28 protein-coding genes, 1 tRNA gene and 1 pseudogene are annotated in these 23,953 nt (G+C 67.0%); 19 read left to right on the forward strand and 11 right to left on the reverse strand.

Features of this window, described 5'->3' with window-relative positions; genetic code table 11:
* Positions 1-4 precede the first annotated feature (4 nt).
* Positions 5-808, forward strand: a complete 804-nt coding sequence (locus tag AB0K52_RS06280; protein ID WP_363527235.1) for a sugar phosphate isomerase/epimerase family protein — start codon at positions 5-7, stop codon at positions 806-808.
* A gap of 200 nt (positions 809-1,008) precedes the next feature.
* Positions 1,009-2,682, forward strand: coding sequence for a hypothetical protein (locus AB0K52_RS06285; RefSeq protein WP_363526902.1), 1,674 nt, complete (start codon positions 1,009-1,011; stop codon positions 2,680-2,682).
* A 4-nt stretch (positions 2,683-2,686) separates the two neighbouring features.
* Here AB0K52_RS06285 and AB0K52_RS06290 read toward each other — a convergent pair whose 3' ends face one another.
* Both AB0K52_RS06290 and AB0K52_RS06295 read right to left on the reverse strand, forming a co-directional pair.
* Positions 2,687-3,436 carry a class F sortase gene (locus AB0K52_RS06290; protein WP_363526905.1) on the reverse strand — a complete coding sequence of 250 codons (750 nt, stop codon included), beginning with the start codon at positions 3,434-3,436 and terminating at the stop codon, positions 2,687-2,689.
* Positions 3,420-3,893, reverse strand: a complete 474-nt coding sequence (locus tag AB0K52_RS06295; RefSeq protein WP_363526908.1) for a hypothetical protein — start codon at positions 3,891-3,893, stop codon at positions 3,420-3,422. The genes AB0K52_RS06290 and AB0K52_RS06295 overlap by 17 nt, the downstream gene beginning before the upstream one ends.
* Positions 3,894-4,132: 239 nt before the next feature.
* Between AB0K52_RS06295 and AB0K52_RS06300 the strand changes: the two are divergent.
* From AB0K52_RS06300 to AB0K52_RS06310, 3 genes and pseudogenes are all read left to right on the forward strand, one after another.
* Positions 4,133-4,564: pseudogene (locus AB0K52_RS06300) on the forward strand (4Fe-4S binding protein); the annotation flags it as partial.
* A gap of 44 nt (positions 4,565-4,608) precedes the next feature.
* Entirely contained in the window at positions 4,609-5,130 is a 522-nt protein-coding gene (locus tag AB0K52_RS06305) for an NADH-quinone oxidoreductase subunit J (protein ID WP_208496710.1), read from the forward strand.
* A 21-nt stretch (positions 5,131-5,151) separates the two neighbouring features.
* Positions 5,152-6,795, forward strand: a complete 1,644-nt coding sequence (locus AB0K52_RS06310) for a DUF885 domain-containing protein (RefSeq protein ID WP_363526911.1) — start codon at positions 5,152-5,154, stop codon at positions 6,793-6,795.
* A gap of 54 nt (positions 6,796-6,849) precedes the next feature.
* On the opposite strand, the gene AB0K52_RS06315 is transcribed toward AB0K52_RS06310, so the two are convergent.
* Both AB0K52_RS06315 and AB0K52_RS06320 read right to left on the reverse strand, forming a co-directional pair.
* Positions 6,850-7,731 (reverse strand): hypothetical protein, encoded by an 882-nt coding sequence (locus AB0K52_RS06315; RefSeq protein ID WP_363526914.1) that lies wholly within the window; start codon positions 7,729-7,731, stop codon positions 6,850-6,852.
* A 142-nt stretch (positions 7,732-7,873) separates the two neighbouring features.
* Entirely contained in the window at positions 7,874-9,022 is a 1,149-nt protein-coding gene (locus AB0K52_RS06320; protein WP_363526917.1) for a lytic polysaccharide monooxygenase, read from the reverse strand.
* A 189-nt stretch (positions 9,023-9,211) separates the two neighbouring features.
* Between AB0K52_RS06320 and AB0K52_RS06325 the strand changes: the two genes are divergently transcribed.
* A complete protein-coding gene (locus tag AB0K52_RS06325; RefSeq protein ID WP_363526919.1) occupies positions 9,212-9,661 on the forward strand; it encodes a peroxiredoxin in 450 nt (149 codons plus the stop codon).
* A gap of 192 nt (positions 9,662-9,853) precedes the next feature.
* On the opposite strand, the gene rdgB is transcribed toward AB0K52_RS06325, so the two are convergent.
* Positions 9,854-10,438: an RdgB/HAM1 family non-canonical purine NTP pyrophosphatase gene (gene rdgB, locus AB0K52_RS06330; protein WP_363526922.1), complete on the reverse strand. Its 585-nt coding sequence runs from the start codon at positions 10,436-10,438 to the stop codon at positions 9,854-9,856.
* Positions 10,435-11,163: a ribonuclease PH gene (rph, locus tag AB0K52_RS06335; RefSeq protein ID WP_208496704.1), complete on the reverse strand. Its 729-nt coding sequence runs from the start codon at positions 11,161-11,163 to the stop codon at positions 10,435-10,437. Before rph ends, rdgB begins: the two co-directional genes overlap by 4 nt.
* Positions 11,164-11,252: 89 nt before the next feature.
* Between rph and AB0K52_RS06340 the strand changes: the two genes are divergently transcribed.
* Positions 11,253-11,334 (forward strand) — tRNA-Leu (locus AB0K52_RS06340).
* A gap of 44 nt (positions 11,335-11,378) precedes the next feature.
* Here AB0K52_RS06340 and AB0K52_RS06345 read toward each other — a convergent pair.
* On the reverse strand, positions 11,379-11,837 hold the full coding sequence (locus AB0K52_RS06345) for a hypothetical protein (RefSeq protein WP_363526925.1): 459 nt from the start codon (positions 11,835-11,837) through the stop codon (positions 11,379-11,381).
* Between the two features lie 258 nt (positions 11,838-12,095).
* On the opposite strand from AB0K52_RS06345, the gene AB0K52_RS06350 reads away from it, so the two are divergent.
* A complete protein-coding gene (locus AB0K52_RS06350) occupies positions 12,096-13,274 on the forward strand; it encodes a S8 family serine peptidase (protein WP_363526928.1) in 1,179 nt (392 codons plus the stop codon).
* A 75-nt stretch (positions 13,275-13,349) separates the two neighbouring features.
* Here AB0K52_RS06350 and AB0K52_RS06355 read toward each other — a convergent pair whose 3' ends face one another.
* Both AB0K52_RS06355 and AB0K52_RS06360 read right to left on the reverse strand, forming a co-directional pair.
* Complete coding sequence (locus AB0K52_RS06355) at positions 13,350-14,921, reverse strand: hypothetical protein (RefSeq protein ID WP_363526930.1); 1,572 nt, start codon at positions 14,919-14,921, stop codon at positions 13,350-13,352.
* Between the two features lie 82 nt (positions 14,922-15,003).
* On the reverse strand, positions 15,004-15,618 hold the full coding sequence (locus AB0K52_RS06360; protein WP_363526933.1) for a hypothetical protein: 615 nt from the start codon (positions 15,616-15,618) through the stop codon (positions 15,004-15,006).
* A gap of 321 nt (positions 15,619-15,939) precedes the next feature.
* On the opposite strand from AB0K52_RS06360, the gene AB0K52_RS06365 reads away from it, so the two are divergent.
* From AB0K52_RS06365 to AB0K52_RS06405, 9 genes are all read left to right on the forward strand, one after another.
* Positions 15,940-16,293, forward strand: coding sequence for a hypothetical protein (locus tag AB0K52_RS06365; RefSeq protein WP_363526936.1), 354 nt, complete (start codon positions 15,940-15,942; stop codon positions 16,291-16,293).
* Positions 16,286-16,573: a hypothetical protein gene (locus AB0K52_RS06370; RefSeq protein ID WP_363526938.1), complete on the forward strand. Its 288-nt coding sequence runs from the start codon at positions 16,286-16,288 to the stop codon at positions 16,571-16,573. The genes AB0K52_RS06365 and AB0K52_RS06370 overlap by 8 nt, the downstream gene beginning before the upstream one ends.
* Before the next feature lie 4 nt (positions 16,574-16,577).
* Entirely contained in the window at positions 16,578-17,012 is a 435-nt protein-coding gene (locus AB0K52_RS06375; RefSeq protein ID WP_363526941.1) for a hypothetical protein, read from the forward strand.
* On the forward strand, positions 17,009-18,778 hold the full coding sequence (locus AB0K52_RS06380) for an alpha/beta hydrolase (protein WP_363526944.1): 1,770 nt from the start codon (positions 17,009-17,011) through the stop codon (positions 18,776-18,778). Before AB0K52_RS06375 ends, AB0K52_RS06380 begins: the two co-directional genes overlap by 4 nt.
* Complete coding sequence (locus tag AB0K52_RS06385) at positions 18,775-19,458, forward strand: hypothetical protein (protein WP_363526947.1); 684 nt, start codon at positions 18,775-18,777, stop codon at positions 19,456-19,458. The genes AB0K52_RS06380 and AB0K52_RS06385 overlap by 4 nt, the downstream gene beginning before the upstream one ends.
* Positions 19,459-19,579: 121 nt before the next feature.
* Positions 19,580-19,804 carry a hypothetical protein gene (locus AB0K52_RS06390; RefSeq protein WP_363526950.1) on the forward strand — a complete coding sequence of 75 codons (225 nt, stop codon included), beginning with the start codon at positions 19,580-19,582 and terminating at the stop codon, positions 19,802-19,804.
* 133 nt (positions 19,805-19,937) lie between these two features.
* Positions 19,938-20,330: a hypothetical protein gene (locus tag AB0K52_RS06395; protein ID WP_363526953.1), complete on the forward strand. Its 393-nt coding sequence runs from the start codon at positions 19,938-19,940 to the stop codon at positions 20,328-20,330.
* Positions 20,323-21,360 carry a hypothetical protein gene (locus AB0K52_RS06400; RefSeq protein WP_363526956.1) on the forward strand — a complete coding sequence of 346 codons (1,038 nt, stop codon included), beginning with the start codon at positions 20,323-20,325 and terminating at the stop codon, positions 21,358-21,360. Before AB0K52_RS06395 ends, AB0K52_RS06400 begins: the two co-directional genes overlap by 8 nt.
* A gap of 153 nt (positions 21,361-21,513) precedes the next feature.
* The gene (locus tag AB0K52_RS06405) at positions 21,514-21,891 is read left to right on the forward strand and encodes an Lsr2 family protein (RefSeq protein WP_363526959.1); all 378 of its coding nucleotides are present in this window, start codon (positions 21,514-21,516) and stop codon (positions 21,889-21,891) included.
* 9 nt (positions 21,892-21,900) lie between these two features.
* On the opposite strand, the gene AB0K52_RS06410 is transcribed toward AB0K52_RS06405, so the two are convergent.
* Positions 21,901-22,080: a DUF397 domain-containing protein gene (locus AB0K52_RS06410; RefSeq protein WP_363526962.1), complete on the reverse strand. Its 180-nt coding sequence runs from the start codon at positions 22,078-22,080 to the stop codon at positions 21,901-21,903.
* Positions 22,067-22,909: a helix-turn-helix transcriptional regulator gene (locus AB0K52_RS06415; protein ID WP_363526964.1), complete on the reverse strand. Its 843-nt coding sequence runs from the start codon at positions 22,907-22,909 to the stop codon at positions 22,067-22,069. Before AB0K52_RS06415 ends, AB0K52_RS06410 begins: the two co-directional genes overlap by 14 nt.
* 255 nt (positions 22,910-23,164) lie before the next feature.
* Between AB0K52_RS06415 and AB0K52_RS06420 the strand changes: the two genes are divergently transcribed.
* Positions 23,165-23,476, forward strand: coding sequence for a hypothetical protein (locus AB0K52_RS06420; RefSeq protein ID WP_363526969.1), 312 nt, complete (start codon positions 23,165-23,167; stop codon positions 23,474-23,476).
* Positions 23,473-23,892: a hypothetical protein gene (locus AB0K52_RS06425; RefSeq protein ID WP_363526972.1), complete on the forward strand. Its 420-nt coding sequence runs from the start codon at positions 23,473-23,475 to the stop codon at positions 23,890-23,892. The genes AB0K52_RS06420 and AB0K52_RS06425 overlap by 4 nt, the downstream gene beginning before the upstream one ends.
* Positions 23,893-23,953: the final 61 nt, after the last annotated feature.

Raw genomic sequence — 23,953 nt, forward strand, 5'->3', positions numbered from 1 at the left:
CATCATGGAGCGGTTCTCCTTCAACCACGCCACCGCGAAGTTCTGGGACCAGCGCGAGGCCGTCGAAGCCTGCGCGCGCACCGGTTCCGGTATCGGGCTGTGGCGCGAGCCGGTGCAGGAGATGGGCCTCGAAGCGAGCGCGAAGCTTGTGAAGGACGCGGGCGTCGAGGTCACCAGCCTCTGCCGGGCCGGGTTCTTCACCGACCCGACGCGCGAGGCGCTCGACGACAACCGGCGGGCGATCGACGAGGCCGCGGCGCTCGGCGCCCCGACCCTCGTCCTCGTCTCGGGCGGCATCCCCGAAGGCGGCACGATCGACAGCGCCCGCGAGGGCGTCAAGGAGGCCCTCGCCGAACTCGCGCCGTACGCGGGCGAGCGCGGTGTGACCTTGTCGATCGAACCCCTGCACCCGATGTTCGCGAGCGACCGCTGCGTCGTGACGACGATCGGCGAGGCGCTCGACCTCGCCGCGCCGTTCCCGGCCGCGCAGGTCGGCGTCGTGGTCGACACGTACCACATCTGGTGGGACCCGCAGGTCTGGCAGGGCGTCGCCCGGGCCGGGCACGAGGGCCGCATCGCCTCGTTCCAGTTCGCGGACTGGGTCACCCCGCTCCCCGCGGGCGTGCTGACCGGCCGCGGGCAGCTCGGCGACGGCTGCGTCGACTTCAAGCGCTACCTCGCCGAAGTGGACGCGACCGGCTTCGCCGGGCCGATCGAGGTCGAGCTGTTCAACGACGCGCTCTGGGCCCGCCCGGGCGCGGAGGTCTTCCAAGAGACCAGGGCCGCCTTCGAGCGGGTCCTGTCATAGGGCGCCGCGGGCGCGGCACCGGCTCAGCGGTTGGGCGAGCCGGGAAAGCGCCCGCGGTCGAAAGCCCCCTCGGTACACCGCGGGGGCGGGGACGGCAGGGGTCAAGCACTCCGTCCTCGCCCCCGCGGTCGGCGCTCCGTCCGCTGTGGCCGCTTCCCGATACCCTCGTGATGCTCTGACAGGAGAAGGGAGCACACCCCATGACCGGACCGGTCTCACGTCGAAACCTCTTCAAGGTCGGCAGCGGCGTCGCCGCCGCCGGACTGGGCGCCGCGATCGCCTCGCCCGCCCGCGCGCAAGGCCCTGAAACCGAGGTGATCTGGCACTCCAAGCTCGTCTACCCGGGTGCGGACGGCAAGCTGAACTACGCCGCCGACAACGCCAGCGGCAGGAAGATCCCCAACTTCAGCTGGGCCGGATACCGCAACGGCGAAGCGCCGATCCCGGACGTCCCCACCGCCTTGACCATCGGCCCGCTCCCGCCGGGCCAGGACAACACTGCGCACATCAACGACGCCTTGGCCGAAGTCGGTGCGATGACCATGGACGCCAACGGCATCCGCGGTGCTCTGAAGCTCGAACCGGGCCTGTACGAGGTCGCCGGAACGGTCGAGATCAACTCCAGCGGCGTGGTCCTGCGCGGTTCGGGCCGCTCCGGCGATCCCGCCGTGGGCACGATCATCAAGTCGACGTCGACCGGGGGCTTGGAGCAAGGCGGTGTCGAATGCCCGGTCCGGATCCGCTCGGCGGACCCGAACGCCAAGTGGGAGCGGCCGGTCGGCCCCTCGATCCCCGTGATCGAGTCCGTGGAGGCCGGTTCCCGGCGGCTCAAGCTCGCACCCGGCAACGGCCTCGCGGTCGGCGACAACATCATCATCTGGCACCGGTGCACGGCCAAATGGATCGGCGAGATCGACAACGGCGGCGTGGACAACGACCCGCCGTGGCCGGTCGACTCCGAACCCATCATGTACAACCGCTTCGTCAAGGCGATCCAGGGCGAGGAGACGGTCATCTGCGCCCCGGTCTTCAACGATCTCGACATCGCGCTCTCGGAGATCACGGTCCACAAGTGGGACAACGCGAACGAGGTGCGCAACTCCGGCATCGAGGACCTGCGCGTGGACATGCCCGAACCGGTGACGGACGACCAGAACGCCCGCTCCGACAGCTGCATCGTGATCGAGCGGACCCGTGACACCTGGGTGCGCAATGTGGCCACGCTCCGCTTCAAGCAGTCCGGCGTCATGGTCCGCCGCAGCCACAGGGTCACCGTCGAGGACGTCTGGGCCCTGGAGCCGAGGTCCGAGCTCGAAGGGCGGCGGCGCTACAACTTCTGCGCGGGGTACATGGCCCAGCAGGTCCTGTTCACCGACGTCGTGGCCACCGAGGCCAGACACGCGTTCATCGCGGGAGGCGGCGCCTCGACCTCCGGTGTCGTCTGGCTCGACGCCGTATCGAAGAACGGCTACCTTGAATCCGGCGGTCACGCCCACTGGAGCCAGGGCCTGCTCTTCGACAACGTCTACGAGCAGATGAACGACAGCCCCCCGGGCACGCAGGAGAAGGACGTGGTGCTGAACCTCCACAACCGCCAGGACAGCGGCGGCGACGAGGCCGGCGGCCGACCCCATGGCTGGTCGTCCGTCTACAGCGTCTTGTGGAACTGCAAGCTGGACAACGACAACAAAGCCTGTGTGCAGCGCCCGCCGACCTCCCAGAACTTCGCCATCGGCACCAGCGGCAATCTGGCGGAGGTCGTCACCGACACGAACTGGCTCGTCACCGAGGAGCCCGGCTACGTCGAGGACAAGGCCGGCACCCTGGAGCCGGTGTCCCTGTACCGCAAGCAGCTGGCGGACCGCCTGGCCTGACGCGCTATTCGAAGTGGTCGCGGCCGTGCAGGGGGCGGTCGCGGTCCTTCTCGGTGGCGTCGCGGTGGCCGGTGTAGGCCGCGAAGACGACGAGGTTCTCGGTGTAGTCGCCTGACCTGCGGTCGAAGGCGCCGCCGCAGGTGATGAGGCGCAGGGCCGGCTCGGGCTCGACGCCGAAGACGTCCTCGTAGGGGAGGCGACGCTTGGCGTAGGACTCGACCGCGGTCACCTCGTAGGCGACGACGACGCCGTCCTCACGGGTGACCTCGACGCGGTCGCCTTCGTCGAGTTCCTTGAGCGGGTGGAAGACCGCGGGGCCGGAGCGCTCGGTGTCGACGTGGCCCATGAGGACGGTGGGGCCGAACTCGCCGGGGGTGGGGCCGGCCTCGAACCAGCCGGCCTCGTGGGGGCGCCACATGCGGGGGACCTCGAAGTTGCCCTCGTAGTCGAGGCCGAGCGCGGTGAGCGGGGCGTGGACGTCGACCGCGTCGATGTCGACGCGGGTCGGCTCGGAGCGGTCGAGCCAGGCGCCGCCCGCGGGGTCGGCGACGGCGAACGGGTCGTCGCGGAAGGGGCTTTCGAAGCGCGGCAGCTCGATCGGGGGGAGGGTCAGGACGCCGCCGAGCATGAGCCCCAGGCCCCCGGCGAGCACGAACGAGAGCGCGACGAAGGCCACCGGCCGGAACGCGGGTTCCGGCCGGTGGACAGGTCGCTCGGGCGAGGCGCCGCCCGCGGTCTCAGGCGGCGGTGACATTGCTGCGGCGCTTGAGCAGCCAGAGGCCCGCCGCGGCGATGAGCACCGCTGCGGCGCCCGTCCACAGGACCGCGGTGGTCGCCTGCGAGGCGGTCGAGCCGCCGCCGGTCGCCGCGCCGGTCCCCGAGGTCACCGTGAACTTCGTAGCGGCGGTGTCGGAACCGCAGGTCACCGTCACCGTGTACGTGCCGGGCTTCATCTTCTCCGTGACGGTGAAGCTGCCCTGGGCGTTGTTGTTGTTCTTCGGCAGTTTGAAGCTCGTGTCGGTGCTCTCGACGTCGCCGGTCGCGTCCTTGTCGCAGTCCGACGCGAGCACGTCCACGCGGGTGCCCACGGCGCCCGCCGTCGGCGAGAGCGTGACGGTGACGGCCGCGTTCGCCGGAGCGGCGGTGAGCGCGAGTACGAGCGCGGCGCTGAGGGCCAAGAGCATCCCTCGGATGGGCTGCGACATTCGCATGGGCACGGTTCCTCCCCGGACGGCGCCGGGTCGCACCCCGGCACGTGACGTGTCAATGGCTCACGGTAACGGCTCTTGTGGACGCACCAGACGGTTTCATGGGAAAACCGGCCCGCTCGGCCACGCCTGGGGAGTCGGGAATCGGACACCCCGGCGCCGCCGCGGCGCGGACCGCGATTCCGCCGCGCAGCGCGGCCCGGGGTCTGGAAAACACCGCCGTCATCTGCCACCATGAGGTCATGAGGCTTCCCGGGAGCGGACTGGTCAGCGGTCTCGCGCAGACCGCGCGCACCGCCGCGCGCCGCGCCGTCACGAGCCAGTACCCCGAGAACGAGCCCGAGCTGCCCGAGCGCAGCCGCGGCGTGATCGCCCTCCACGAGCCGAGCTGCACCTCCTGCATGCTGTGCGCCCGCGAATGCCCCGACTGGTGCATCTACATCGACTCCCACAAGGAGACGATCGAGGTCGAGGGCGCGGCCCGCCCGCGCCAGGTGAACGTCCTCGACCGCTTCGACATCGACTTCTCGCTGTGCATGTACTGCGGGATCTGCGTCGACGTGTGCCCGTTCGACGCCCTGTTCTGGGCCCCCGACTTCGCTTACGCCGAAGGCGACATCCGCGACCTGCTCCACGACAAGGAGCACCTGGGGGAGTGGCTGGGGAACGTGCCGGAGGCCGCCAAGACCGAGGCAGTGAAGGCCGAGGAGGCCGCCGAGTGACTCTCGCCGACGTGCTGCTGCTCGCCTTCGGGCTCCTCGCGCTCGGCGCCGGGCTCGCCGTCGTCACCACGAAGCGGATCGTGCGGGCCGGGCTGTGGCTCGCGGTCGCGTTCGCCGGGATCGCCGGGGCCGCGCTCGTGCTCACCGCCGAGTTCCTCGCGTGGGTGCTCGTGCTCGTCTACGTCGGCGCGATCGTGGTCCTGCTGCTGTTCGCGACCATGCTCACCAGGGCCCCCACCGACCCCTCGGACGACCTCGACCGCGCGAGGCTCCCCGGCGCGCTCATCGCCGGCGGCGTGGGCCTCGGCCTCGCCGCGGTCGTCACCGGCGCGTTCGGCTGGACCCGGGCCGGGCTCGGCGAGCGTGAGAGCGGCGGCGCGGCCGTCATGGGCGAAGCGGTCTTCGCGGACTGGGTGCTGCCGTTCGAAGTGCTGTCGCTGCTGCTCCTCGCCGCGCTGGTCGGCGCCGTGGTCGTCTCCACCCGCCCGAGCAACAATCACGTAACGAAGGATTACTAGCCGCGCGGTAAGCTGACGGCCATGACCTCACCGATATTCGCTCTCGCCGACGAGTACACCACCGCGTACGCCCGGCTCCACCCGATGTTCGCCGGGTCCGCCGGCATCAAAGGCGACTTCGGCGTCGCCACCGACTTCGGCCCGGACGCCGTCGCCGAGCGCGCGAAGCTCGACGCCGACACCCTCGCGAAGCTGAACGCCCTGGCGTCGACCGGCCCGGCCGACGACCTCGCCCGCCTCCACATGGCCGAGCGGCTCGAGGTGAGCGCCGCGCAGCACGAGGCCGGCGAGTGGCGCCGCGCCCTGCGCGTCCCCTACGGGATGCTCCAGGGCCTGGTGAGCTACGTCGACCTTGCCCCGCGCAGCACCGAGAACGACTGGCGGCTCAACGTCTCGCGGATGCGCGCCATCCCCGAGATGCTCGCGACCTGGCGCCAGACCCTGAACGCGGGTATCGAGGCGGGCACCACGGTCGCTCACCTCCAGGTCGCCGAGGGCGTCAAGCAGGCCCGGCGCAACGCCGAGTCGCGCGTCTTCGACAAGCACGTCGCCGCGTACGGCGACGGACCGCAGGCCCGCGACCTGCGCGAGGCCGCCGAGGCCGCGTACGGGGCGTTCGCCGCCGCCGCCGACTACCTCGAGCGTTCGTACGCCCCGCACGCCGTCGAGCGCGACGGCGTCGGCGAGGAGCGGTACCTCCTGGCGGCCCGCGCCACCCTCGGCGCGGTCCTCGACCCGCGCGACGCCTACGACTGGGCCTGGGACGAGCTGCACCGCATCGAGGAGGAGATGGCCGCCGAGGCCGGCGACATCCTGCCGGGCGCGGGCCTGGACGAGGTCATCGCCCACCTGGACGAGACCCAGGCCGTCGGCACCCACGAGGAGTACCTGGCCTGGCTCGTCGAGAAGCACCAGAGCGCGCTCGAAGCGCTCAACGGCGTCCACTTCGACATCGACCCGCGCCTGATGAACCTCGACGTGCAGGTCGTGCACGGTTCCTCCGCCGGTTCGGCCTACTACACCGGCCCCAGCGAGGACCTGTCCCGCCCGGGCCGCACCTGGTGGCCCGTCGCCGAGCGCGAGACCTTCCGCACCTGGGGGGAGCTGACCACGGTCTTCCACGAGGGCGTGCCCGGCCACCACCTCCAGATCGGCCAGACCAAGGTCACCGGCGACGCCCTCTCCCGCTTCGCCAAGGTCTTCGGCTCGGTCTCCGGCCACGCCGAGGGCTGGGCGCTGTACGCCGAGCGGCTCTCGGACGAGCTCGGCTGGTTCACCGACAAGGGCAGCCGCCTCGGCATGCTCAAGGGCTCGGCCCTGCGCGCCGCCCGCGTCGTGATCGACATCGGCTGGCACCTCGACCTGCCGCTGCCCGCCGCCGAGGCGAAGCGCCACGGCGAGCGCTGGAACTTCGAGGTCGCCCTCGAAGTGCTCAAGACCCGCGGCCGCATCGCCGAGCACCGCGCCTACCCGGAGATCGTCCGCTACGCGGGCTGGCCGGGCCAGGCCATCTGCTACAAGCTCGGCGAACGCGCCTGGGTCGCCGCCCGCGCCGAAGCGCAGGCCGCCGCCGGCGCCGACTTCGACCTGAAGGCCTGGCACACCAGGGCCCTCAACCTCGGCCCGATCGGCCTCGACAACCTCGCGTCCGTGCTGCGCGGCTGACGCGATAGGCAACGGCCCCAAGGCGAAAGCCTTGGGGCCGTTGCTCGTCTCGTGTCACTTCCAGCGTTCGGCCAGATCGGAGGCCGCCCGGTCGATGTCCTCGCCCAGCTGGTGCAGGTGCTGCTTCTCCAGGTCGGCGAGGCTCGTCGTGAGCCGGTCGGCCCGGTCCGCGCCCGGCAGCCGGGTCAGCCAGTTGCGGGCGATCACCGCCTGCCGGTACCGGTCGAGCAGGTGCTCGAGGTCGGCGACCCGCGAGACGATCTCCGCCGCGGTGGCCCCGAGCGCGGGCGCGGCCGCCTCGGCGAGGTAGTGCGCCTCCCGGGCCGCGATGCGCGTCTCGTCCCGCGCGAGCGCGAGATCGGTGGCGTAGCTGAGCTTCCCGTACGTGTCGAGCAGGTGGTTCTTGGACTGCGAGAGGAACCCCATGAGCGAGGAGGCGGGCTTGTCGCCGTCCCGCGTGAACTGCGCGTGCTCGGTGAACAGCCGTACCTCGCTGAGCAGGACCGCGACCCAGGTCTGCGAGGCGACCCCCTCGGCCCGCGCGTACGAGTCGTGCATCTCGTCCTCAAGGGCCTCATACCATTTCGGGTATTCGGGGGCCACGAGGCCGAGCTGGTCGAACCGGTCCGAGAAGTGGACGCGGAGCTTCTCCAGGTCCTCGGTGCGCTTCAACGCCTCGAGCAGGTGGTCGAGCTCCTGGCTGTGCGGCGGCGTCTTGGTGAACAGGTGCGAGTACCCGCGGATGACGGTGCGGAGCCGGTGGATGGTGACGCGCACGGCCCCGGCGGAGCCGGGCGCCTGCCGCTCGAAGGCCGCGATGGCGCGGTTGAGCGCGTCGACATGATCGGAGATGTAGGTGATGACGACGGTGCCGGCGCGTGTGGACGCCGTCATCGGCTCAGGCCCGGCGTCGGCCGGCGCTGCGGATGGTGACATGGCTCCTCCCCCCGGAAGACCTGCTGGATCAAGTATTCCAGGCGGTCTCCGGAGGGAGGAGTGGAAGCGGCGATATTTCGATGTTCGTTCAGGTTCCGGCCCCGCGGCCGTCACCGCCGCGAATCACCGTGCTGTCGCCTCGTCATGCCGGCATGCAGTCCATCGCCGGCATCGTCGACAGGCTGCCCGTGACGTTGAAGCCGAAGGTCGCCGTCCCGCCCGCCGCGACGGTGGCGTTCCAGCCGACCGGGCCGGCCATCTGCATGTCGCCCATGGTGCTGATCGTGGTGTTCCACGAGTCCCGGATGGCGACGCCGGAGTTCGCCGGCCACAGCCAGTGGACCATCCAGTTCCCCATGGTCGAGGTGCCGGTGTTCTTGACCGTGATGTTCACCGTCGCGCCGCCGGACCACGAGGAGACCGAGGCGGTGGCGGTGCAGGCGCCCGTCGGGTTCCCGGTCGGGGTCGACGTCGGCGTGGAGGTCGGCGTCGAGGTCGGGGTCTCGGTGGGCGGGTTGACCACGCCGCCGTCGTTGCCCGGCAGGTCGGCGCCGGGGCGGATGCCGGTGATCTCGCCGTTGCCGCCGTCGAACTCGACGTCGGAGCAGGCGTAGAAGTTCTCGCCCGAGTCCGAGCGGACCCAGTGCGTGAACACGATGTGGTAGCCGCTGCGCTGGGGCAGCGTCATGTTCGCGTAGTAGTAGTGGTCGTTGGTCCCGACCCCGCCGTTCGAGGGCGGGTTCGAGATGGTCTGGAACTTCTCGAGGTCGTCCCAGCCGATCGGCTGCGACGGGTCCCAGCCGGCCTTGGTGATGTAGAGGTCGAAGCGGCCGGGGTGGTGGGCCCAGTTGTTGTATCGCCATTCGACCGTGGCGCCGGCGGTCACGTGTGTGCGCGGCCAGTTGCCCGGGTCGTTGAACGGCTCGAAGTCGTACGGGCCCTTGCCGTTGCCGTCGCACAGGCGGCCGTCGGGGATGTAGCCGACGGTCTGTCCCGCGCCGTTGGAGTCGAGGTTCCCGAACCAGTTGTAGAACGGGGTCGGGCCGACTTCGTCGAACGCGGCCTGGCAGGCCTCGTTGTAGGGGTCGAGCGAGCCGTTCTGCGTGAGCGCGTCGAAGTAGCAGAAGTACTGGCGCGAGCCCGGGAAGACCGTGGCGCCGTGGGCTTCCGCCTCCTCCTGACTGAAGAGGCTCGTGAGGGTCAGGGCCGCGACGGCGGCCAGGACCATCGACATGACGGCGGCGATGCGGCGGCGTCTGCCGCCCAGCACCCCCGTGGCGGTGGTGGACATGGAATTACTCCTCTGACGTACATGGAGCGCTCCCAACCTGACTCGTACGGAGTCAAAGCGATCTTGTGGACTGCTGCAGACGATATCGTGATATTCGAGTGTATCTATATCGATTGCCGGAACGCAACGGTACCGGGCGCCCCGGCCGGGAACGATCCGATCCCGCAGGCCGCGGATACACTCGGCCTCATGGACACCGGAGACATCGCACCCGCATTCACCCTGGACGACGAGACCGGGAGGCCCCGCAGCCTCGAGGAGCTGCTCGAGGCCGGCCCGGTCGTGCTCTTCTTCTACCCGCAGGCGATGACGGCGGGCTGCACCGCCGAGGCCTGCCACTTCCGCGACCTCGCCGCCGACTTCGAGGCCGTCGGCGCCACCCCCGTCGGCATCTCCCACGACTCGGTCGACCGCCAGGCGGCCTTCGCCGCCAAGCACTCCTTCGGCTACCCGCTCCTCTCCGACCCCGAAGGCAAGGTCGCCGAGGCCTTCGACGTGCGCCGCAAACTCGGCATCGTCACCACCAAGCGCAAGACCTTCGTCATCGGCCAGGACCGGACCATCCTGGGCGCGTTCAAGAGCGAGCTCAACATGAACGCCCACGCCGACAAGGCCCTGGCACTCCTCAAGGCCCGGTAAGCGAAAGAGGCGGCCCGCAGGCCGCCTCAGTGCTAGATCTGCTTCGCGATCTCGCGACTGTGCTTCAGATGCCGCTCGCAAGCTCGCGACCGTGCTTCAGATTCCACTCGCAAGCTCGCGACGGTGCTTCAGATGCCGCTCGCAAGCTCGCGACGGTGCTTCAGATGCCGCTCGCAAGCTCGCGACCGTGCTTCAGATTCCACTCGCAAGCTCGCGGAATGCCTTCCCCCGGTGGGAGATCGCGTTCTTCTCCTCGGCCGAGAGCTCGGCGCTGGTCCGGTCGAACCCTTCCGGGGTGAACAGCGGGTCGTACCCGAACCCGTTGTCGCCCTTCGGTTCACGGCCGACCGTGCCGCGCATCTCGCCGTGGACGACGAGCTCGCGCCCGTCGGGCCACACGATCGCGGCGGCGCACACGAACTTCGCGCCGCGCAGGCCGTCGGGCACGTCCGCGAGCTGGTCGAGCAGCAGCGCGTTGTTCGCCGCGTCGTCCTTGGCGCTCCCCGCCCAGCGGGCCGAGAGCACGCCGGGCATCCCGTTGAGGGCGTCCACGGCGAGGCCGGAGTCGTCCGCGATGGTCGCGAGCCCGGTGTGCTTGACACCGTCACGGGCCTTGAGCAGCGCGTTCCCGGCGAAGGTCAGCTCGGTCTCGGGGGTCTCGGGGTAGTCGGCGACGGCGCCGAGGCCGACGAGCTCGACCTCGGGGGCGGCCGCGGCCAGGATCTGCCGCAGCTCCTCGATCTTCCCGGCGTTGCGGGTGGCGAGGAGGACCCTCATGAGGTCAGCAGGGTCCGGGCCTGCAGGCCGGCGAGCTCCTTGCAGCCCTTGACGGCCAGGTCCAGGAGGGTGTCGAGCTCGGCGCGGTTGAACACCGCCTCCTCGCCCGTGCCCTGGACCTCGACGAAGTCGCCCTCGCCGGTGCAGACCACGTTCATGTCGACCGACGCGGCCACGTCCTCCTCGTAAGGCAGGTCGAGCACCGGGACGCCGTTGACGACGCCGACGCTGATCGCGGCCACCGAGGTCGTGAGGATCTTGTCGGGCTTGCGGGCGATCTTCTGCTCCTTGAGCCAGTCCACGGCGTCGTGCAGGGCCACGTAAGCGCCGGTGATCGCGGCCGTGCGCGTCCCCCCGTCCGCTTGCAGCACATCGCAGTCGAGCGTGATCGTGTTCTCGCCGAGGGCCTTGAAGTCGATGCAGGCGCGCAGTGAGCGCCCGATGAGACGAGAGATCTCGTGCGTGCGGCCGCCGATCTTGCCGCGGATCGACTCGCGGTCGGAGCGAGAGTGCGTGGAGCGCGGCAGCATCGAGTACTCGGCGGTCACCCACCCCTCGCCGGACCCGCGCCGCCACCGCGGCACGCCGGGCGTCACCGTCGCGGTGCACAGCACCCGGGTGCGGCCGAATTCAACGAGCACCGATCCCTCGGGGTGGTCGGTCCAGGATCGGGTGAACTTCACGGGGCGCAGCTCATCGGCGGCGCGCTTGTCAGGTCGAGTCATCCCCACCAGACTACGGGACCCCCGGAGGGTGTGAAACACTAGTTGCTGCCCGCGGGCCGGACCCACCCGGCACGCGCTCCAGGCGCTCCGCGCGAGTGGCGAAATTGGCAGACGCGCAGGATTTAGGTTCCTGTGTCCTCGGACGTGGGGGTTCAAGTCCCCCCTCGCGCACGTTGGGTTCGGTCTCCGAACTCAGAGGTTTGTGAAAACCGTTTTCAGAAGCGGCAATTTTCTCCTGAAGATCGCCGCCATTGGCGTATGCGGGCCTGGGCCGGTTGATCAGCGGTGCTGCGGTCGCGGCGTATTCGGTGCCGGTCGTCGTGCCGGCTCGATAGTCGATCTCGAGGATTTCCCCGGCCGTTCGAGGCATAGGCGAATGGCAGACCTAGCTTGCCTGCGTACCGACGGGCTTGCTCGACACCGTCATTAGCGTCGACCTCGTACGCCTTGGCCTCCAGGATGCCGACAGGAAGGTCGGGAGTCGGCTCTAGCACATAGTCGGCCACAAGCGGTTTGTCCTGAATGTGGCGTTTTGGGGATGAAATCAAGCGGCCGTTGTTGATCCGGTATTGCGGGCGGATCTGGGCGTCGGTCCAGCCCGCGGCGCGAAGAGCAGGGAGGATATACAGCTCACAGGTCTCTGCTTCGCTCAGACCGCTTTGATGAGGTGCCATCTCATATGTTTACCGCATCAGGCCGACACGTGCCGCCCTCAAGAGAGCCTGAGGCATCCAGGAGGCTCGCAGTCTGCAGGATTGATGCCAGTTCGATATCGTTAGCCGCGAAACGTATCCGTGTGACCACTCCCCGAGCGAAAGGGTCTCCAGATGCCGCACCACCCCTCGCTGACACGTAGCTCCGTAGATAGTGCATGCCGTAATTCGACCGCCATAGGTCTGTGCGCCCTCGCCGCAGCAGGAGTGACACTGGCGTTGCCACAGGCAGCCGCGGCGCAGGAGGAGTGGGACCTGTATGCCGAAAACGCCTGGGCGATCGACCAGATCAAGGCCGAGGACGCCTGGGCGACTACGAAAGGTGAGGGAGTCACGGTCGCCGTGATCGACACAGGGATCGCCGAAGAGCACCCGTTCCTTGAGGACAAAGACATCCTCGATGGCAAGTCGTTCATGGGCAGCGAGGAGGTCAACGCCCGCGTGGACACAGATGGTCACGGTACTGGCGTCGCGGCCGCGATCCTTTACGCCGCTCCAGAGGCAACGATCCTGCCGGTCCGAGTGAACACGACGTCAGCGGATATCGGATTCAGCACCGGCGCTACGCAGAACGACTTCGACGGGATTCGCTGGGCGGCCGACAACGGGGCAGACGTCATCGTTATCCCGTGGATTGAGGTCTCTCCCGAGGGATATGAGGCGAGTCAGGGACTTGTCGAGATCGTGCAGTACGCGATCGACAAGGACATCGTGGTTATCGCTGGCGGCGGCAACGATCCCGAGCTCGCCAGTGTTCCAGCGCCAGCGGAGTTTCCCGGTGTTGTAGGGGTGAGTGGCACCGACAAGGACGGCAACGCCTGGTCGATGAGCACTACTGGTCCGGAAATCGCGCTGGCCGGACCTGCCGACACGATGATCTTCCCTGACCCTCAGACGTTCGATTTCGGCGAAGAGAATCTGTATTTTGAGGCGGCCGGGACCTCAGTGGCTTCCGGCTTGGTAGGTGGCACGGCGGCGTTGGTGCGGGCGGCTCATCCAGATCTGGACGCGAGCAATGTGGTCCAGCGGCTCATCACAACTGCTGACGACGGCGGTAAGGGTCGTACCGAACAGCTCGGGTTCGGTCTGGTCGATGCTGCAGCGGCTGTGACCGCAACCGACGTGGAGGAAGTTTCGGAGAACCCGCTGGGTTATCCGATGGGTCAGGCGGGCGCCTCTGGTGCGAGCCCCGACGAGGAGCCTGGTTCGACTGAGGGACCCGAGGAATCCGACCCGTCGAGCGCCCCGGCAGCAGAGGAGGCCGCAGAATCAGACGCGGGGTTGATGCCCATCGTGGCCGTCGCGGTCGCACTGTTGCTCATGGCAGCGGCGGTGGTGGTCTTGTTGGTGTTGAAGTCACGTTCGCGCGCGAAGGCTCGAGTACAGCCCTGGCAGTAGCCGTATTGCCTTGTAAGGCATGAGAATGCCGGGCGGAAGGGTGCACGGTCCCCGCCGCCCGGCATTCGGTCTCTGTTACGCCTTCCGGTCGGGACGGTCGCTGTCGTCGTCCTCTTCTTGGCGGCGCTTCCATGCGTCGTATTCCTTGTTCCAGGCCCGTTGGTGCTTCGCACCCTCGTGGGCCGGGCCAACGGACGGGTCGAAGGGCGCGGTGAAGATGTCCTCGGCTTGGACGTACTTCGTTCCGCGCGCCAGGGTCTCTTCCTCGACTTCGTCGTGGCGGCGTTTGGAGTTCGCGCCTGGGCTGCCGTTTTTCCCGACACCGGAGCCGGAGCCTGTCCGGGCACCGGTACCGCGGCCGGAGGTGCTGTTGCTGCTTCCCGAGCCGCCGCGACTGGGGGTCCCAGGCTGGCCATTCCGGCCAGTTGAGCGCCCTGGGGATCCCGGCTGGCTTCCGCGACCGGTCGTCGTGCCGGTACGTCCGGCAGAGCCGCGTCCCGGATTACCAGGCTGCCCGCCGCGACTGCTCGTGGTGCCGCTGCGTCCGGGAGTTCCCGGCTGGCCATTACGCCCGGCGGTGCCGCGACCAGGGGTTCCAGGTTGGCTGCCCCTGCCAGGCGTTGTAGGTTGGGCCCCGCGGGCGGGGCCGGCAGTAGCCGGTCCGCGTCCGGGAACGTTGCTGGTGCCTCGGCCGGGTACACCGCCGGTACTCGGGGTGCTGCGTCCGGGGCCGAACAGGCCGCCGCCTGCTGGGAGTGTCCCACCACCTCCGGTGACGGGCGTGCCGCCGACTGGGCCTGCCCCTCCGACTGGGGCACCAGGCGCGGCGCCGCCGCTGGCGAGGCCACCATTCGGCTCGTCGATGTCGGTGTAGGAGGGTGGCTTCCAAGGATCGGCGACGTCGTCTTCGTCGTCGACTACCGGCGTCTCCGGCTGCGTCGTGGTTGCGCTCCCGCTTGTACCAGCCGTGGGGCCGTTCGAGTCGACGGTGGTCGGCGCGAAGACTCCGGTGGTCGGCTCCTGATAGGTGTCGTTGCCCGGCATCCCCTCCGGTGCGGGTTCAGCCGGTTCGGCAAAGACGGTGGTGGTGTAGCGGTTGTACTCGGCGCCGAGATCTGCGACCGTTCTCGCGAGTTCGTCCTTGCGGGCCTGGCGCCACGCTGCATGCTGATTGTTGTAGGTGGTGCGAGTCTGGGGGTCGAGAGCCGCGATATCGTCTCGTGTGAGGCCCTTGACCTCCTCCATCCACACCTCGGCATCGGTGATGTCGGTCGCTGGGTCGAGGCTTTCGCCGAGAGCATTCTCGCCCTTAGCCCGAGCCTGCGCCGCAGAGAGTTTCCCAGCCAAATCCGGCAAGTAGTCAGTTGCCGCAAGCGCCATGCGGGCTTCGGCTGCTTCGGAGTACTGGCCGACGAGCATCATTCTGCGTTGGAATTCGTCGGATGCCGGACCCTTCCAGTACTCGCCGAGTTCGGCGAGGTGCGTGTTGAGAGCCTCACGTGCGCCGGCGGTACTGCCGCGCGCGGTCGACCAGATCGTGGTGGAGAGGTTGACGCTCTGGGGATTTCCTTGGGACACAAGCATGTCCCAGAGTTGTTCATGGCTGTAGCTGTCGCGGTAGTGCGCGAAACCGAGCGGTTCGGCCATCGCAGGGGTTTCCTTCCGGGGTTCGGAGCCGCAGCGCGGCAAGTTCGAGCAGGAGCGCGGTAGGTAGGAACTCCGGTCAGCGCTACATGATGCGAACGCCTTCGTCGTCGCCTTCGGCACCGTCATCGGTCGGGGTCTCGGCGTCCGTCCCGTTGCTTTCGGCGGCTTCGTAGGTGCCCATCTCTGCCAGGTCCGCCTCGGTCAAGCCTCCGCCAGCCGTGGTGAACTCACTTGAGAGGGAGGACATGTCGGCTGAGACGTTCCCATCCGAGTCGAGGTAGGCCGCCACGGTTTCGCCTGCGACAGTCTGGCCGGTCCCGATCCCGTGGTAGATCCGCTCCACCTGGTCGGCGCTCGACATGTAGAAGTTTTGGAAGTAGGCCTCGGCGAGCGCCTGTGCTTCCGGGAAAGTTCCGAGCTTGAGGTTCTTCGCGTCGATCTGCGCGAAGACGGAGTCGCCGATGAACGGCAGGCCGTCAACAAGGTTCATGTCGCCATTTGTGAGCACGGCGCGTGCCGTTCCGAGGTCGGTCAGGGTCGCACCCGCACTGGTGGTGAACTGAGAAATGGCGTCTTCGTCGACCAGAATCACCTGTTCGCCGTCCTGGGTCAGCCTGACGCCGTCGGCCGAGTCGTCGGCGCTGACTTGGATGATCTCGCCGTTGCTGTCGACAATGTCGCTGTAGTCACCAGCCACAAGGGTCCTCCGGGGTCGTGAGTCGCTCTGGTGGGCAAGCGCCTCGAACGCCGTCAGTACGGGTCAAGGCACACGTTTGGGTTGATTCCGCAAACCAGGATATCGACATCGCGTATCGCCGTGGGTTCACCAATCCCGAACTGGCACGATCCGACGACCCTGTGTGGCGGGTAGTCGCTACCATAACTCAGCGTGGCAACGGACCAAAACCTGGTTCCTGCCCAAACCCGATGAACCCCATCAAGATCGACTTCCTGCTACGGTGATCCCGAGCCCAGTCTCCCCGCCCCGTCCCACCTGCAAGGAAATCCGACTCCCGCTATGACGGTGAACCTTCCCAGTCTCGATCAGATCCTCACCGAAGCCGCTGAACGCCTCGAAGACCTCACTCCCGACTTGACTCCGGCGGAAGTCGACGAGGTCGTCCAAGACGCTTTGGCCTCCACGATGGTCACCGCCACGTTGCCGACCGTTGCTGTCAGCGCGACTATGAGTCTTGCTCTGCAACTCGACTCCATCCACCTCCCGGCTGACACCGCACGCGACTGGTCCTACTGCGAACAGATCGGCCAAGCGGCCAGCGCGCTCTTGACGGGGCTCCGCGCGGCTTGCGCGGAAGCCCGCACCCAAGTGCTTGCGGCGATCGGCCAGTTCCGAGGAGAAGCCAGTGCCTGACGGTCAAGAGCTCCATTCAGGCCCCGGCATGCGCCGGTTGCTCGACGTTCTCGCACAAGGGGCCCCAGCCCCGGCCGCGCCCAAGCGCTACGACGAGACCAGTTCTGACGGGCTCGTCCGCCTCGTCCTTGAACCCGACGGCACTTGCATGATCGACATCGACCACTTCGGTGCCGAGGCCGAAGACGGCATCGCGCACGTCGAGGCGACGGTCAAGTACCTGTACAACCAGGCCACGAACAAGTTCTCCAGCCCCGCGCCCGCGACCCCGCAGGAGTGATCCCTTGAGCGACAATATGCGTATCGACCATGCCGTGGTCACCGAAGCCGCAGAACAAGTTGAGGCCGTCGCCGACGACCTCGATGCCGCTGCGCTCGCCGTGTCCTCGGACTCAAGTGAGGCCGTGAGTTCGATCTCGTTGGGCGAGTTCAGCTTCCGTATGGCGCTCAACTCCGCCGAGTCCTGGTGGTACACGCGCGTGGTCGATCACCGCAATCACCTCGTTGACCTGGCCCAGTTCATGGCGACCAATGCCGCTACCGCCGCGCAATACGACGAGGACACGGCATCGGAAATGGTCGAGCTCGACGCGGAGCTTGAAGTCGACGTCACCGAGTACTCGACGAACGACTACTACGAGACAACCGGTACCGAGCGGCCCACGTACGACCCTGACGCGATCCCCACCGCGGGAGGAGAGGACGTAGCAGTCGCATGAGCGGTTTGACGTGGGGCACGTTCTACAACACCGACTACGGGTGCCTCGATGATGCCGCCGAGGTCTGGGCGCACTACATGGACTCGGCTGCCGAGATCGAGGCCAAGCTCATCGAAGACATCCCCGTGCTCAAACCTGGGGCTGCTGACCAGGAACGCGACGACTTCGACGGCGAGACCGCCGACCAGGTGCGCGCTCAAGCCCGGCGGATTTGCGACCTATTCCTCGACGATGTCGATGCCTACGCCGGCCGGATCAAGGCCTTGCTGCAGGCGGCACGGGAGGACTTCGAAGCCAAGCGCGGTGAGCTTGCCGACCTGTTCGCCGAGAAGAACGTCTACCTCACCGCCAAGGGCGGACCTGGCGAAGAGCACTTCGAGGTCGACGAGTCGAGCCTGTACAACTACCTGTCAGGCACCGGCAGTTTCCAGCCGATGAATGAGTACGAGGCCAACGACTACGAGCAGCGCGTCCGCGAGCAAGCCGTCGACATGTCTGACCGGTTCAAGGAACTCATGGACACCGTCCGCGAACTCGACGACAAGTACGCCTCCGACTTCAAGGCTCTCAACGACGACCCGCCAGCCCTACCGCCTTACGTCGGGAGCGCCGACTTCATAGCGAAGACCACCGCGTTCGACATCGCAGTTCTGGAGCAGATGACCACCAGCGAGCCACCCGCTGACCCAAACGACGTGAACTCCTGGTGGAACAGCCTTACGGAAGACAGCCAGCAACTTCTCATCGAGGAGCGCCCGGATCTTGTCGGTCCGACTGAAGGTATTCCTGTCGTGGATAGAGACCCTGCAAACCGACTACTTCTCGACGACCAGATCGCCAATCTGGAAGCCCAGATCGCTGAACTCGACGCCAATCCGGATCCGAACAGCAGCCGTTACAACACCGACGCTCTCCTGCGCGAGGAGTTGACGAGCCAGCTCAACAACCTTCAGGACCTTCGCGAACAAATCGACGGCAGCGTCAAGATTGAGGACGGACCCGAACTCCAGTACTATCTGCTGGACTTCGAGTCGACGCCAGACGGTCAAGCGGTGGTCTCCGTCGGCAACCCCGACACTGCGCACAACGTCAACGTCTATGTCCCCGGAACGGGCGCAGGTTTGGACAACCTCAATGGCGACCTGAGCCGAGCTGAAACCATGACGAGGGACGCATACGAATACGCCCCCGCCGGCACTGAGAACGCATCGATCTTGTGGCTCGATTACGACGCGCCTGACGATCTTGCCCAGGCAACCGACACGATGTGGGCCGACAACGCCGCCTCAGATCTGAGCTCTTTCACTGACGGGCTTCGCGCCTCCGCTGAAGGTGAACCGTCGAACCTCACCATGACCGGGCACTCGTACGGCTCGACCACCATCGGGATCGCTGCCCGCGACGAAGGGCTGAACGTTGACAACATGATCTTCGTCGGCTCCCCCGGGGTCGGCGTCGATTCCGCGGCGGACCTCAACATCGACCCGGATCATGTCTACGCCAGCCGCAACGAAGAAGACATCATCGGCATCGCGCGCGATGTTGACATCGCGTCAGCAGGGGAAGGGATCCTGTATCCAACGGTTGACGACGAGATGGTCCACGGCATCGACCCGACTTCCGAAGCCTTTGGCGGCCAGGAGTTCAGCAGCGAAGCGACCCGGGACGGTGCAACGGAAAACCACAGCGCCTATTGGGATGACGCCAACGACATCGGTCGAAAGAACATGGCACTCATCATGACTGGACAAGAGGGCATCACATGAGCGAGGCGTCATCTCGAGTTCCCAACGGGAACCGCTCCCGATACTTCCTGATCGGGGCCGCCGTAGCAGTACTCGCCGTTGTCCTCATCGTGTTCTACTGGAGAAACATGTCTGACACCCCGCCTGAGGCCACGTATACACAGGCTGAGGCTTATGCTCCGATGGAGCAAGCCGTGGCAGAGACCGTCGAGGTGCTGCCCGACTTTCCAGGATTCAGTGCCCGAGGCTGGTACGAGCTCCCCTGCAGCCACAGCGGAGTCGACGACCCGGACTACACGAACATCGAAATCAGCTACAGCTTCAGCGATGAAGTCTCTGCCGATGCTCTAGCACGCCAGCAGTATGTCGGCGTGCTTCGTGACCAGTGGACTCAGCTGGGGTACAGCGTCGAGGTGGATGAGGGAGCAGGGGAGTTCTACGATCTCTCCGTCGTCCGTGAAGACGGGATCAAGCTCTGGTACCGGGTAGCTCGCGTCGTCAGCCTCAAGGTCCAGTCTGGCTGTGTCCCTGCCAGTGAATCTTCCGAGATCCCGTACATCCCACCTTCGGGGGGCGTGGTTCCGGGCAGTGCGAACGATGGAGTGGCCGACTACTTTCCTGACGGAATCCCCACGGAGAACCTCACCGCCGATGCCGTGGACCCGTTTGCGACCCCCACAGGAGTTCCAAGCGATGAATGATCGTCGTTCGAGCGCTTCTCCAGGACTGCTGAAACCATCGTCCCCCGCTTCCGGAGATAAGGATGATCGGTGATAGCTCGCCGCCTGGTTCACCTGGCAGTTGGCGCCCACGACCGGGGACGTGCTCGAGCTGGGCGACGAGGTGTACATCGCTATCGCTGACTTCGATCCGTTCATGGAATCCTCGATGACGCTCGAAGAACCGGCCAGCGACTACACGAACCGCTTCGGCAACGTGGTCCTTCAAGGCTGCTACAACGACGACACTGCGGACTCGCGTCCCGGGGCTACCGCTGCGGCCGAGACGAGCGCCGCCGAGACCCAGACGCTGCTGGCGGAGGGATGACCATGCGCAGCGAAAGCTCCGTCTCCATCGGCGTCGTTGTCCTCGCTGGGGGACGAGCATGACTGCGCCCGGCCGGCGGGCGCTTCCGGCGGTTGCTCCCCGGCCGACGCCTTGGATTCCCATAACTGGTGGGATGTCCTGCGCCCAATGGCTGTTGTACCTGGTGCTCGGCCAACGCTGGCTCGCAGCCAGCCGCAGCGACTGCGGGCCTGACAGCGCACCGGAATGCGGGATGTTCGACGGCATGTACGAGTTGATCTTCGGCACCGGAAGCGTCCTTGCCGTCATCGGTCTTTTGATCGGACTCGGCGTGTTGATGCGCCGGAGTGGCGCGCTCGCAGCCGGGGCAGTGCTGCACCTGGTAGCGCTGTGCCAGTTAAGCTTCTCGATCGATGCGGCACCGATCAGCGATGCGGAGCAGACGCTCTGGGGCTGGGTGTTCGCGCTGTCGAACTTGGCGCTCGCCTTCGTGCTCTTCGGCATCCTGGTCACCCCGGAACTTCCCGAGCAGGCACCTCGTGACTGAAACTGACGCAGACGTCCCCGCAGCGGACGACCACACCGATGCCGAACCGCCCCAGCCCGCGCGAATTCACGAGCGAGCGACTTCCGCGCCTGAGCAAGGTTCAGTCGGGGGCATCCAGGCGGCCTTGTACGTCGAATCGATCCTCACCGTCGTCGTCGGGGCGCTGATCTATCCGCTGGCAATGGCGTTTTCGGCGCTGGGCGGGTCCACCACCGCTGACATTCACGGCCTGACCGTGGGGTTCATTTGCCTTACCGCCATACCCACGAGCCTGCATCTGCTGGCCGCGATCCAGATCGGACGCGCCAGGTGGGGCGGGCGGCTCGTGGTCGGGTCGATCGCGGTGGCGATCCTACAGCTTCTGGCGTTCGTGCCGTTCTTGTTCGCGCTGCCGTTCCTGTTCTTCGCCGCCGCTCCGTTCATCATCGCCTTGATTGCAGTGGTCGCCGGATTTCTCAGTTTGGCGAACCAGGGCCTGATCGCGTCCGGGTCGGACCCGAAACGTCCGGCACTGCCGGAGATGGTCATGGTCCCGACCGTACTCGTTGTCCTGGTGGCGCTTCTGGTCGGCAACAACATCGTCAACAGCGTCGAGAACCGGCACCCCGCGAGAGAGTTCGACAGCAGCGAAGTGGGCGAGCGCCTCGACAGTGCCCTCGACCCGCTGCTCCCCGTGCTCGCCGAGGTCGAGGGCATGCCCGACCCGGTTCGACAGCGTGGCAGCGACACGCCCTGCAACGACGGCGCGGGGTGGGACGAGGAGTGGTCGGAATACGACTACAGCTACTACTTCGAGGACCGCGAGGCGCAAGTCAACATCTCGCCGAACGCTGGCGCGGGCCAGCGGGCGCTGGAAGCGGTCCGCGTCTACTTGAGTACGAGTGCCTGGGAGATCACGGTCGACGAGCACCAGTACCCGGGGTTCTATCGCCTCGGCGCGGTCCGGGATGACGGCGTGCGTATCCGATTCGAAGTCGGTTCGGGCATGACCCGCCTGACGGCCGCTACCGGATGCGTACAGCACTCATGAGGTCAGTCGGCCGCCACGTGGTGGCCGCCGCTGTTCGACCCGATTCACGTCCGAGGGGTCCCGCTCGCGTCAGGCCGGTTCGCGACGAGCGGGAGCGGCAGGACGGGCGGATATCATGGCCACACTGAGGATGAATAGTTCGGGAGTGGCTGGATGGCGAAACTCAAGCAGGTCACGCGAATCGATGACCTCGACGGCTCGGAACCGGCCCGTGCGGTGGAGTTCGGGATCGCGGGTCAGCTTTTCGTAGTCGACTTGAGCGAGTCCCACCAGCAGGAGCTGTTCGGGGCGTTGTCGAAGTTCATCGCGGCGGCCACGCCCTTGGGCCGGTACCGGATTCGCGGCGTCGGCCGAGGAGAAGGTCAAGGCTCGTATCGAAGGGCCAAGGGGCGCTTGGCGACTAGTGTCGAGACTGCAGGGCGGAGCCGTGAGGTTCGGGACTGGGCCGCTCAGGCGGGCATCTACGTGCACCCGCGTGGCCGCGTGCCCCAGCAGGTTATCGAGATGTTCGAGCAGGCCCGCGCCGCTTGACTCAGTGCTCTACCGCTGCTTAAGGTCGGCGAGCAGCACGGCGTAGGCGGCACGGTCGAGGTCGAGGATCGGGGAGGCGTCGCCGAGCTTGGAGTCGCGTACCTGCACGGCGTCCTCGCCGAGGCGGAGTTCGACGCAGTCGCCTTGGGAGCCACTGCGAGTGGACTTCTTCCAGTTACGGCTCAACATTCTTCAGATGCTCCTTGATCCGCACGACTTGCGTCAGCGTGATCGAGGATAGCTCGCGGAACCGGGCGACGACGCGACGCCCGTCGAGGTACCGCGGACCGTACTCCGATTCCAGGTAGACCATCTCCGGCGAGTACGGCCCGTCGAACGACAGGATCTTGAACGCGCCCTTCATCGCCGCGTGGATGCCCTGGCCCATCGGATGGATCAGGACCTCCACCGACGGCAGGGCGTCGATGTCCAGCAGCCGCTGGAGCTGCTCTTCATACCAGGGCTCGTGGCGGATGCGGAGCAGGCAGGCCTCGTCCAAGACGAACCGCATCTTCGCGATCTTGCCGGGCGGGCGATTGAACAGCCGGTCCTGACGCATCAGCCGCAGCAGGATGGTCTCCTCGACTTCGTCGAGAGTGCGGAACGGGTCGGCGGCGAGGACCGCTTCCATGTAGGCGCGGATCTGGAGCAGGCCGGGAATGTAGGCGTTGTCGTAGGAGTACATCGCAGCCGCTTCAGCCTCAAGCGCAAGGAAGGTCTTGAACCACTTCGGGGTGGTGGTGAAGACGTCCTCCCACCCGTCGGTGTCGGACTCGTGGGTTTGCGTGGCCAGGGTGTCGAGTTCGTCGATGACGGCTGTGTCGGCGCCGTACTTGAAAGCCCACCCGGTGACGGTGCCTGGATCGCAGCGCTGATTGGCGGCCGATTCGATCCGGTCGAGGCGGTCTTTGTTGGTGCAGAGGATCTTGGCGGCTTGGCGGAGGGTGTAGCCGCGGTCTTCGCGCAGGCCCTTGATGATGATGCCGACGCGCCATGCCGCCAGTGACGGTGTGCTCATGAATCCATCATTACCTGTTATCGGCCTGTTTGGGTAGTCCCCTTTCGCGGCGTGTTCTGTTGTCTCATTTTCGTTGGCGCGAAATGAGACACGCAAACTGGCCGATGTATCCGCATCGGCGTGAAATTTCTCCTGTACGGCCTTGTTGACCTGGCCTTATGTTGGTTGCAGCTTTACCGATAGGGCGCGGGAATCGAGCAAGGTGGGGCTCTTCCCGCGCCCGCTCTTTCGAGTTCGAACTGCAAGGGGGACAAGATGAGTCGACCGATCAAGTACTCGCCGGTGATCACCGAGGACCGCGACTGGGGCAAGGCTGAGGTGGCGGGGAAGCGGGTCCGGTTGTGGGCCAACCTGACCACTGGGCGCGTCGTCGTTCAGACCGACGAGCTGGAGCCGAGGGACGTCGGCATCGCCGTCGACCTCGACTCCCCGATCCAACCGAGCCAGATGCTCATCAACACCCAGCAAGCCGAATGGGCAAACGACCTTCGCGAGGAGCTGCTCAACGCAGCAACACTGCGGTTCAACGAAGTCGCCGCCGCCGGATGGGACACCCCGGCAGCATGAGCGACCGCATCATCATCGGGCGAGTACAGCTCGAACATCGCACCGTCACCGTCACCGCCGAACCCCACGGCACCACCGCTACCGCTTGGATCGAACGCACGACGCCAGCGCCGCAGCTCGCGCTCGGATACGTGACCGAACTTGACTCGCCCGCACCGAGGCTCTGCCTCTACCGGGCCGAGTGGTCACCGGGCCTGCGCCATAGGTGCAAGGAAGCCCTCAGCCAGGTGTGGGCCGACGCCCTCACAACCGGACTGATCCAGCCCCGGGAGGCGAACTCGGTGCTCATCCCCATCGGGGAAGCCAAGATCGACGGGGCAGTGGTCGACTTCGTGTGGACCTCGGTCTCCGACCACATCCAGATACGCTTCCGCCACCTGGAGCCGAACGTTATCGGCCATGTCGTCTTCGAGTAGACGGTCCCCGGCGCTGGTCGCGAACGCGCACCACGCCGCCTGGGCGGGCGAGACCGACCAT

It is taken from the genome of Glycomyces sp. NPDC049804, assembly GCF_040674615.1.
Taxonomy (GTDB): Bacteria; Actinomycetota; Actinomycetes; order Mycobacteriales; family Micromonosporaceae; genus Glycomyces; species Glycomyces niveus.

Bases quoted from the DNA above. Each gene is read 5' to 3' on its own strand.
- AB0K52_RS06410 (WP_363526962.1), bottom strand. From the start codon at position 22,080: ATGTTGAGCCGTAACTGGAAGAAGTCCACTCGCAGTGGCTCCCAAGGC.
- AB0K52_RS06385 (WP_363526947.1), top strand. From the start codon at position 18,775: ATGAGCGAGGCGTCATCTCGAGTTCCCAACGGGAACCGCTCCCGATAC.
- rdgB (WP_363526922.1), bottom strand. From the start codon at position 10,438: ATGAGGGTCCTCCTCGCCACCCGCAACGCCGGGAAGATCGAGGAGCTG.
- AB0K52_RS06365 (WP_363526936.1), top strand. From the start codon at position 15,940: ATGACGGTGAACCTTCCCAGTCTCGATCAGATCCTCACCGAAGCCGCT.
- AB0K52_RS06295 (WP_363526908.1), bottom strand. From the start codon at position 3,893: ATGCGAATGTCGCAGCCCATCCGAGGGATGCTCTTGGCCCTCAGCGCC.
- AB0K52_RS06345 (WP_363526925.1), bottom strand. From the start codon at position 11,837: ATGGCACCTCATCAAAGCGGTCTGAGCGAAGCAGAGACCTGTGAGCTG.
- AB0K52_RS06310 (WP_363526911.1), top strand. From the start codon at position 5,152: ATGACCTCACCGATATTCGCTCTCGCCGACGAGTACACCACCGCGTAC.
- AB0K52_RS06355 (WP_363526930.1), bottom strand. From the start codon at position 14,921: ATGGCCGAACCGCTCGGTTTCGCGCACTACCGCGACAGCTACAGCCAT.
- AB0K52_RS06320 (WP_363526917.1), bottom strand. From the start codon at position 9,022: ATGTCCACCACCGCCACGGGGGTGCTGGGCGGCAGACGCCGCCGCATC.
- AB0K52_RS06315 (WP_363526914.1), bottom strand. From the start codon at position 7,731: ATGTCACCATCCGCAGCGCCGGCCGACGCCGGGCCTGAGCCGATGACG.
- AB0K52_RS06280 (WP_363527235.1), top strand. From the start codon at position 5: ATGGAGCGGTTCTCCTTCAACCACGCCACCGCGAAGTTCTGGGACCAG.
- AB0K52_RS06405 (WP_363526959.1), top strand. From the start codon at position 21,514: ATGGCGAAACTCAAGCAGGTCACGCGAATCGATGACCTCGACGGCTCG.
- AB0K52_RS06290 (WP_363526905.1), bottom strand. From the start codon at position 3,436: ATGTCACCGCCGCCTGAGACCGCGGGCGGCGCCTCGCCCGAGCGACCT.
- AB0K52_RS06425 (WP_363526972.1), top strand. From the start codon at position 23,473: ATGAGCGACCGCATCATCATCGGGCGAGTACAGCTCGAACATCGCACC.
- AB0K52_RS06380 (WP_363526944.1), top strand. From the start codon at position 17,009: ATGAGCGGTTTGACGTGGGGCACGTTCTACAACACCGACTACGGGTGC.
- rph (WP_208496704.1), bottom strand. From the start codon at position 11,163: ATGACTCGACCTGACAAGCGCGCCGCCGATGAGCTGCGCCCCGTGAAG.
- AB0K52_RS06415 (WP_363526964.1), bottom strand. From the start codon at position 22,909: ATGAGCACACCGTCACTGGCGGCATGGCGCGTCGGCATCATCATCAAG.
- AB0K52_RS06395 (WP_363526953.1), top strand. From the start codon at position 19,938: ATGTCCTGCGCCCAATGGCTGTTGTACCTGGTGCTCGGCCAACGCTGG.
- AB0K52_RS06325 (WP_363526919.1), top strand. From the start codon at position 9,212: ATGGACACCGGAGACATCGCACCCGCATTCACCCTGGACGACGAGACC.
- AB0K52_RS06285 (WP_363526902.1), top strand. From the start codon at position 1,009: ATGACCGGACCGGTCTCACGTCGAAACCTCTTCAAGGTCGGCAGCGGC.
- AB0K52_RS06420 (WP_363526969.1), top strand. From the start codon at position 23,165: ATGAGTCGACCGATCAAGTACTCGCCGGTGATCACCGAGGACCGCGAC.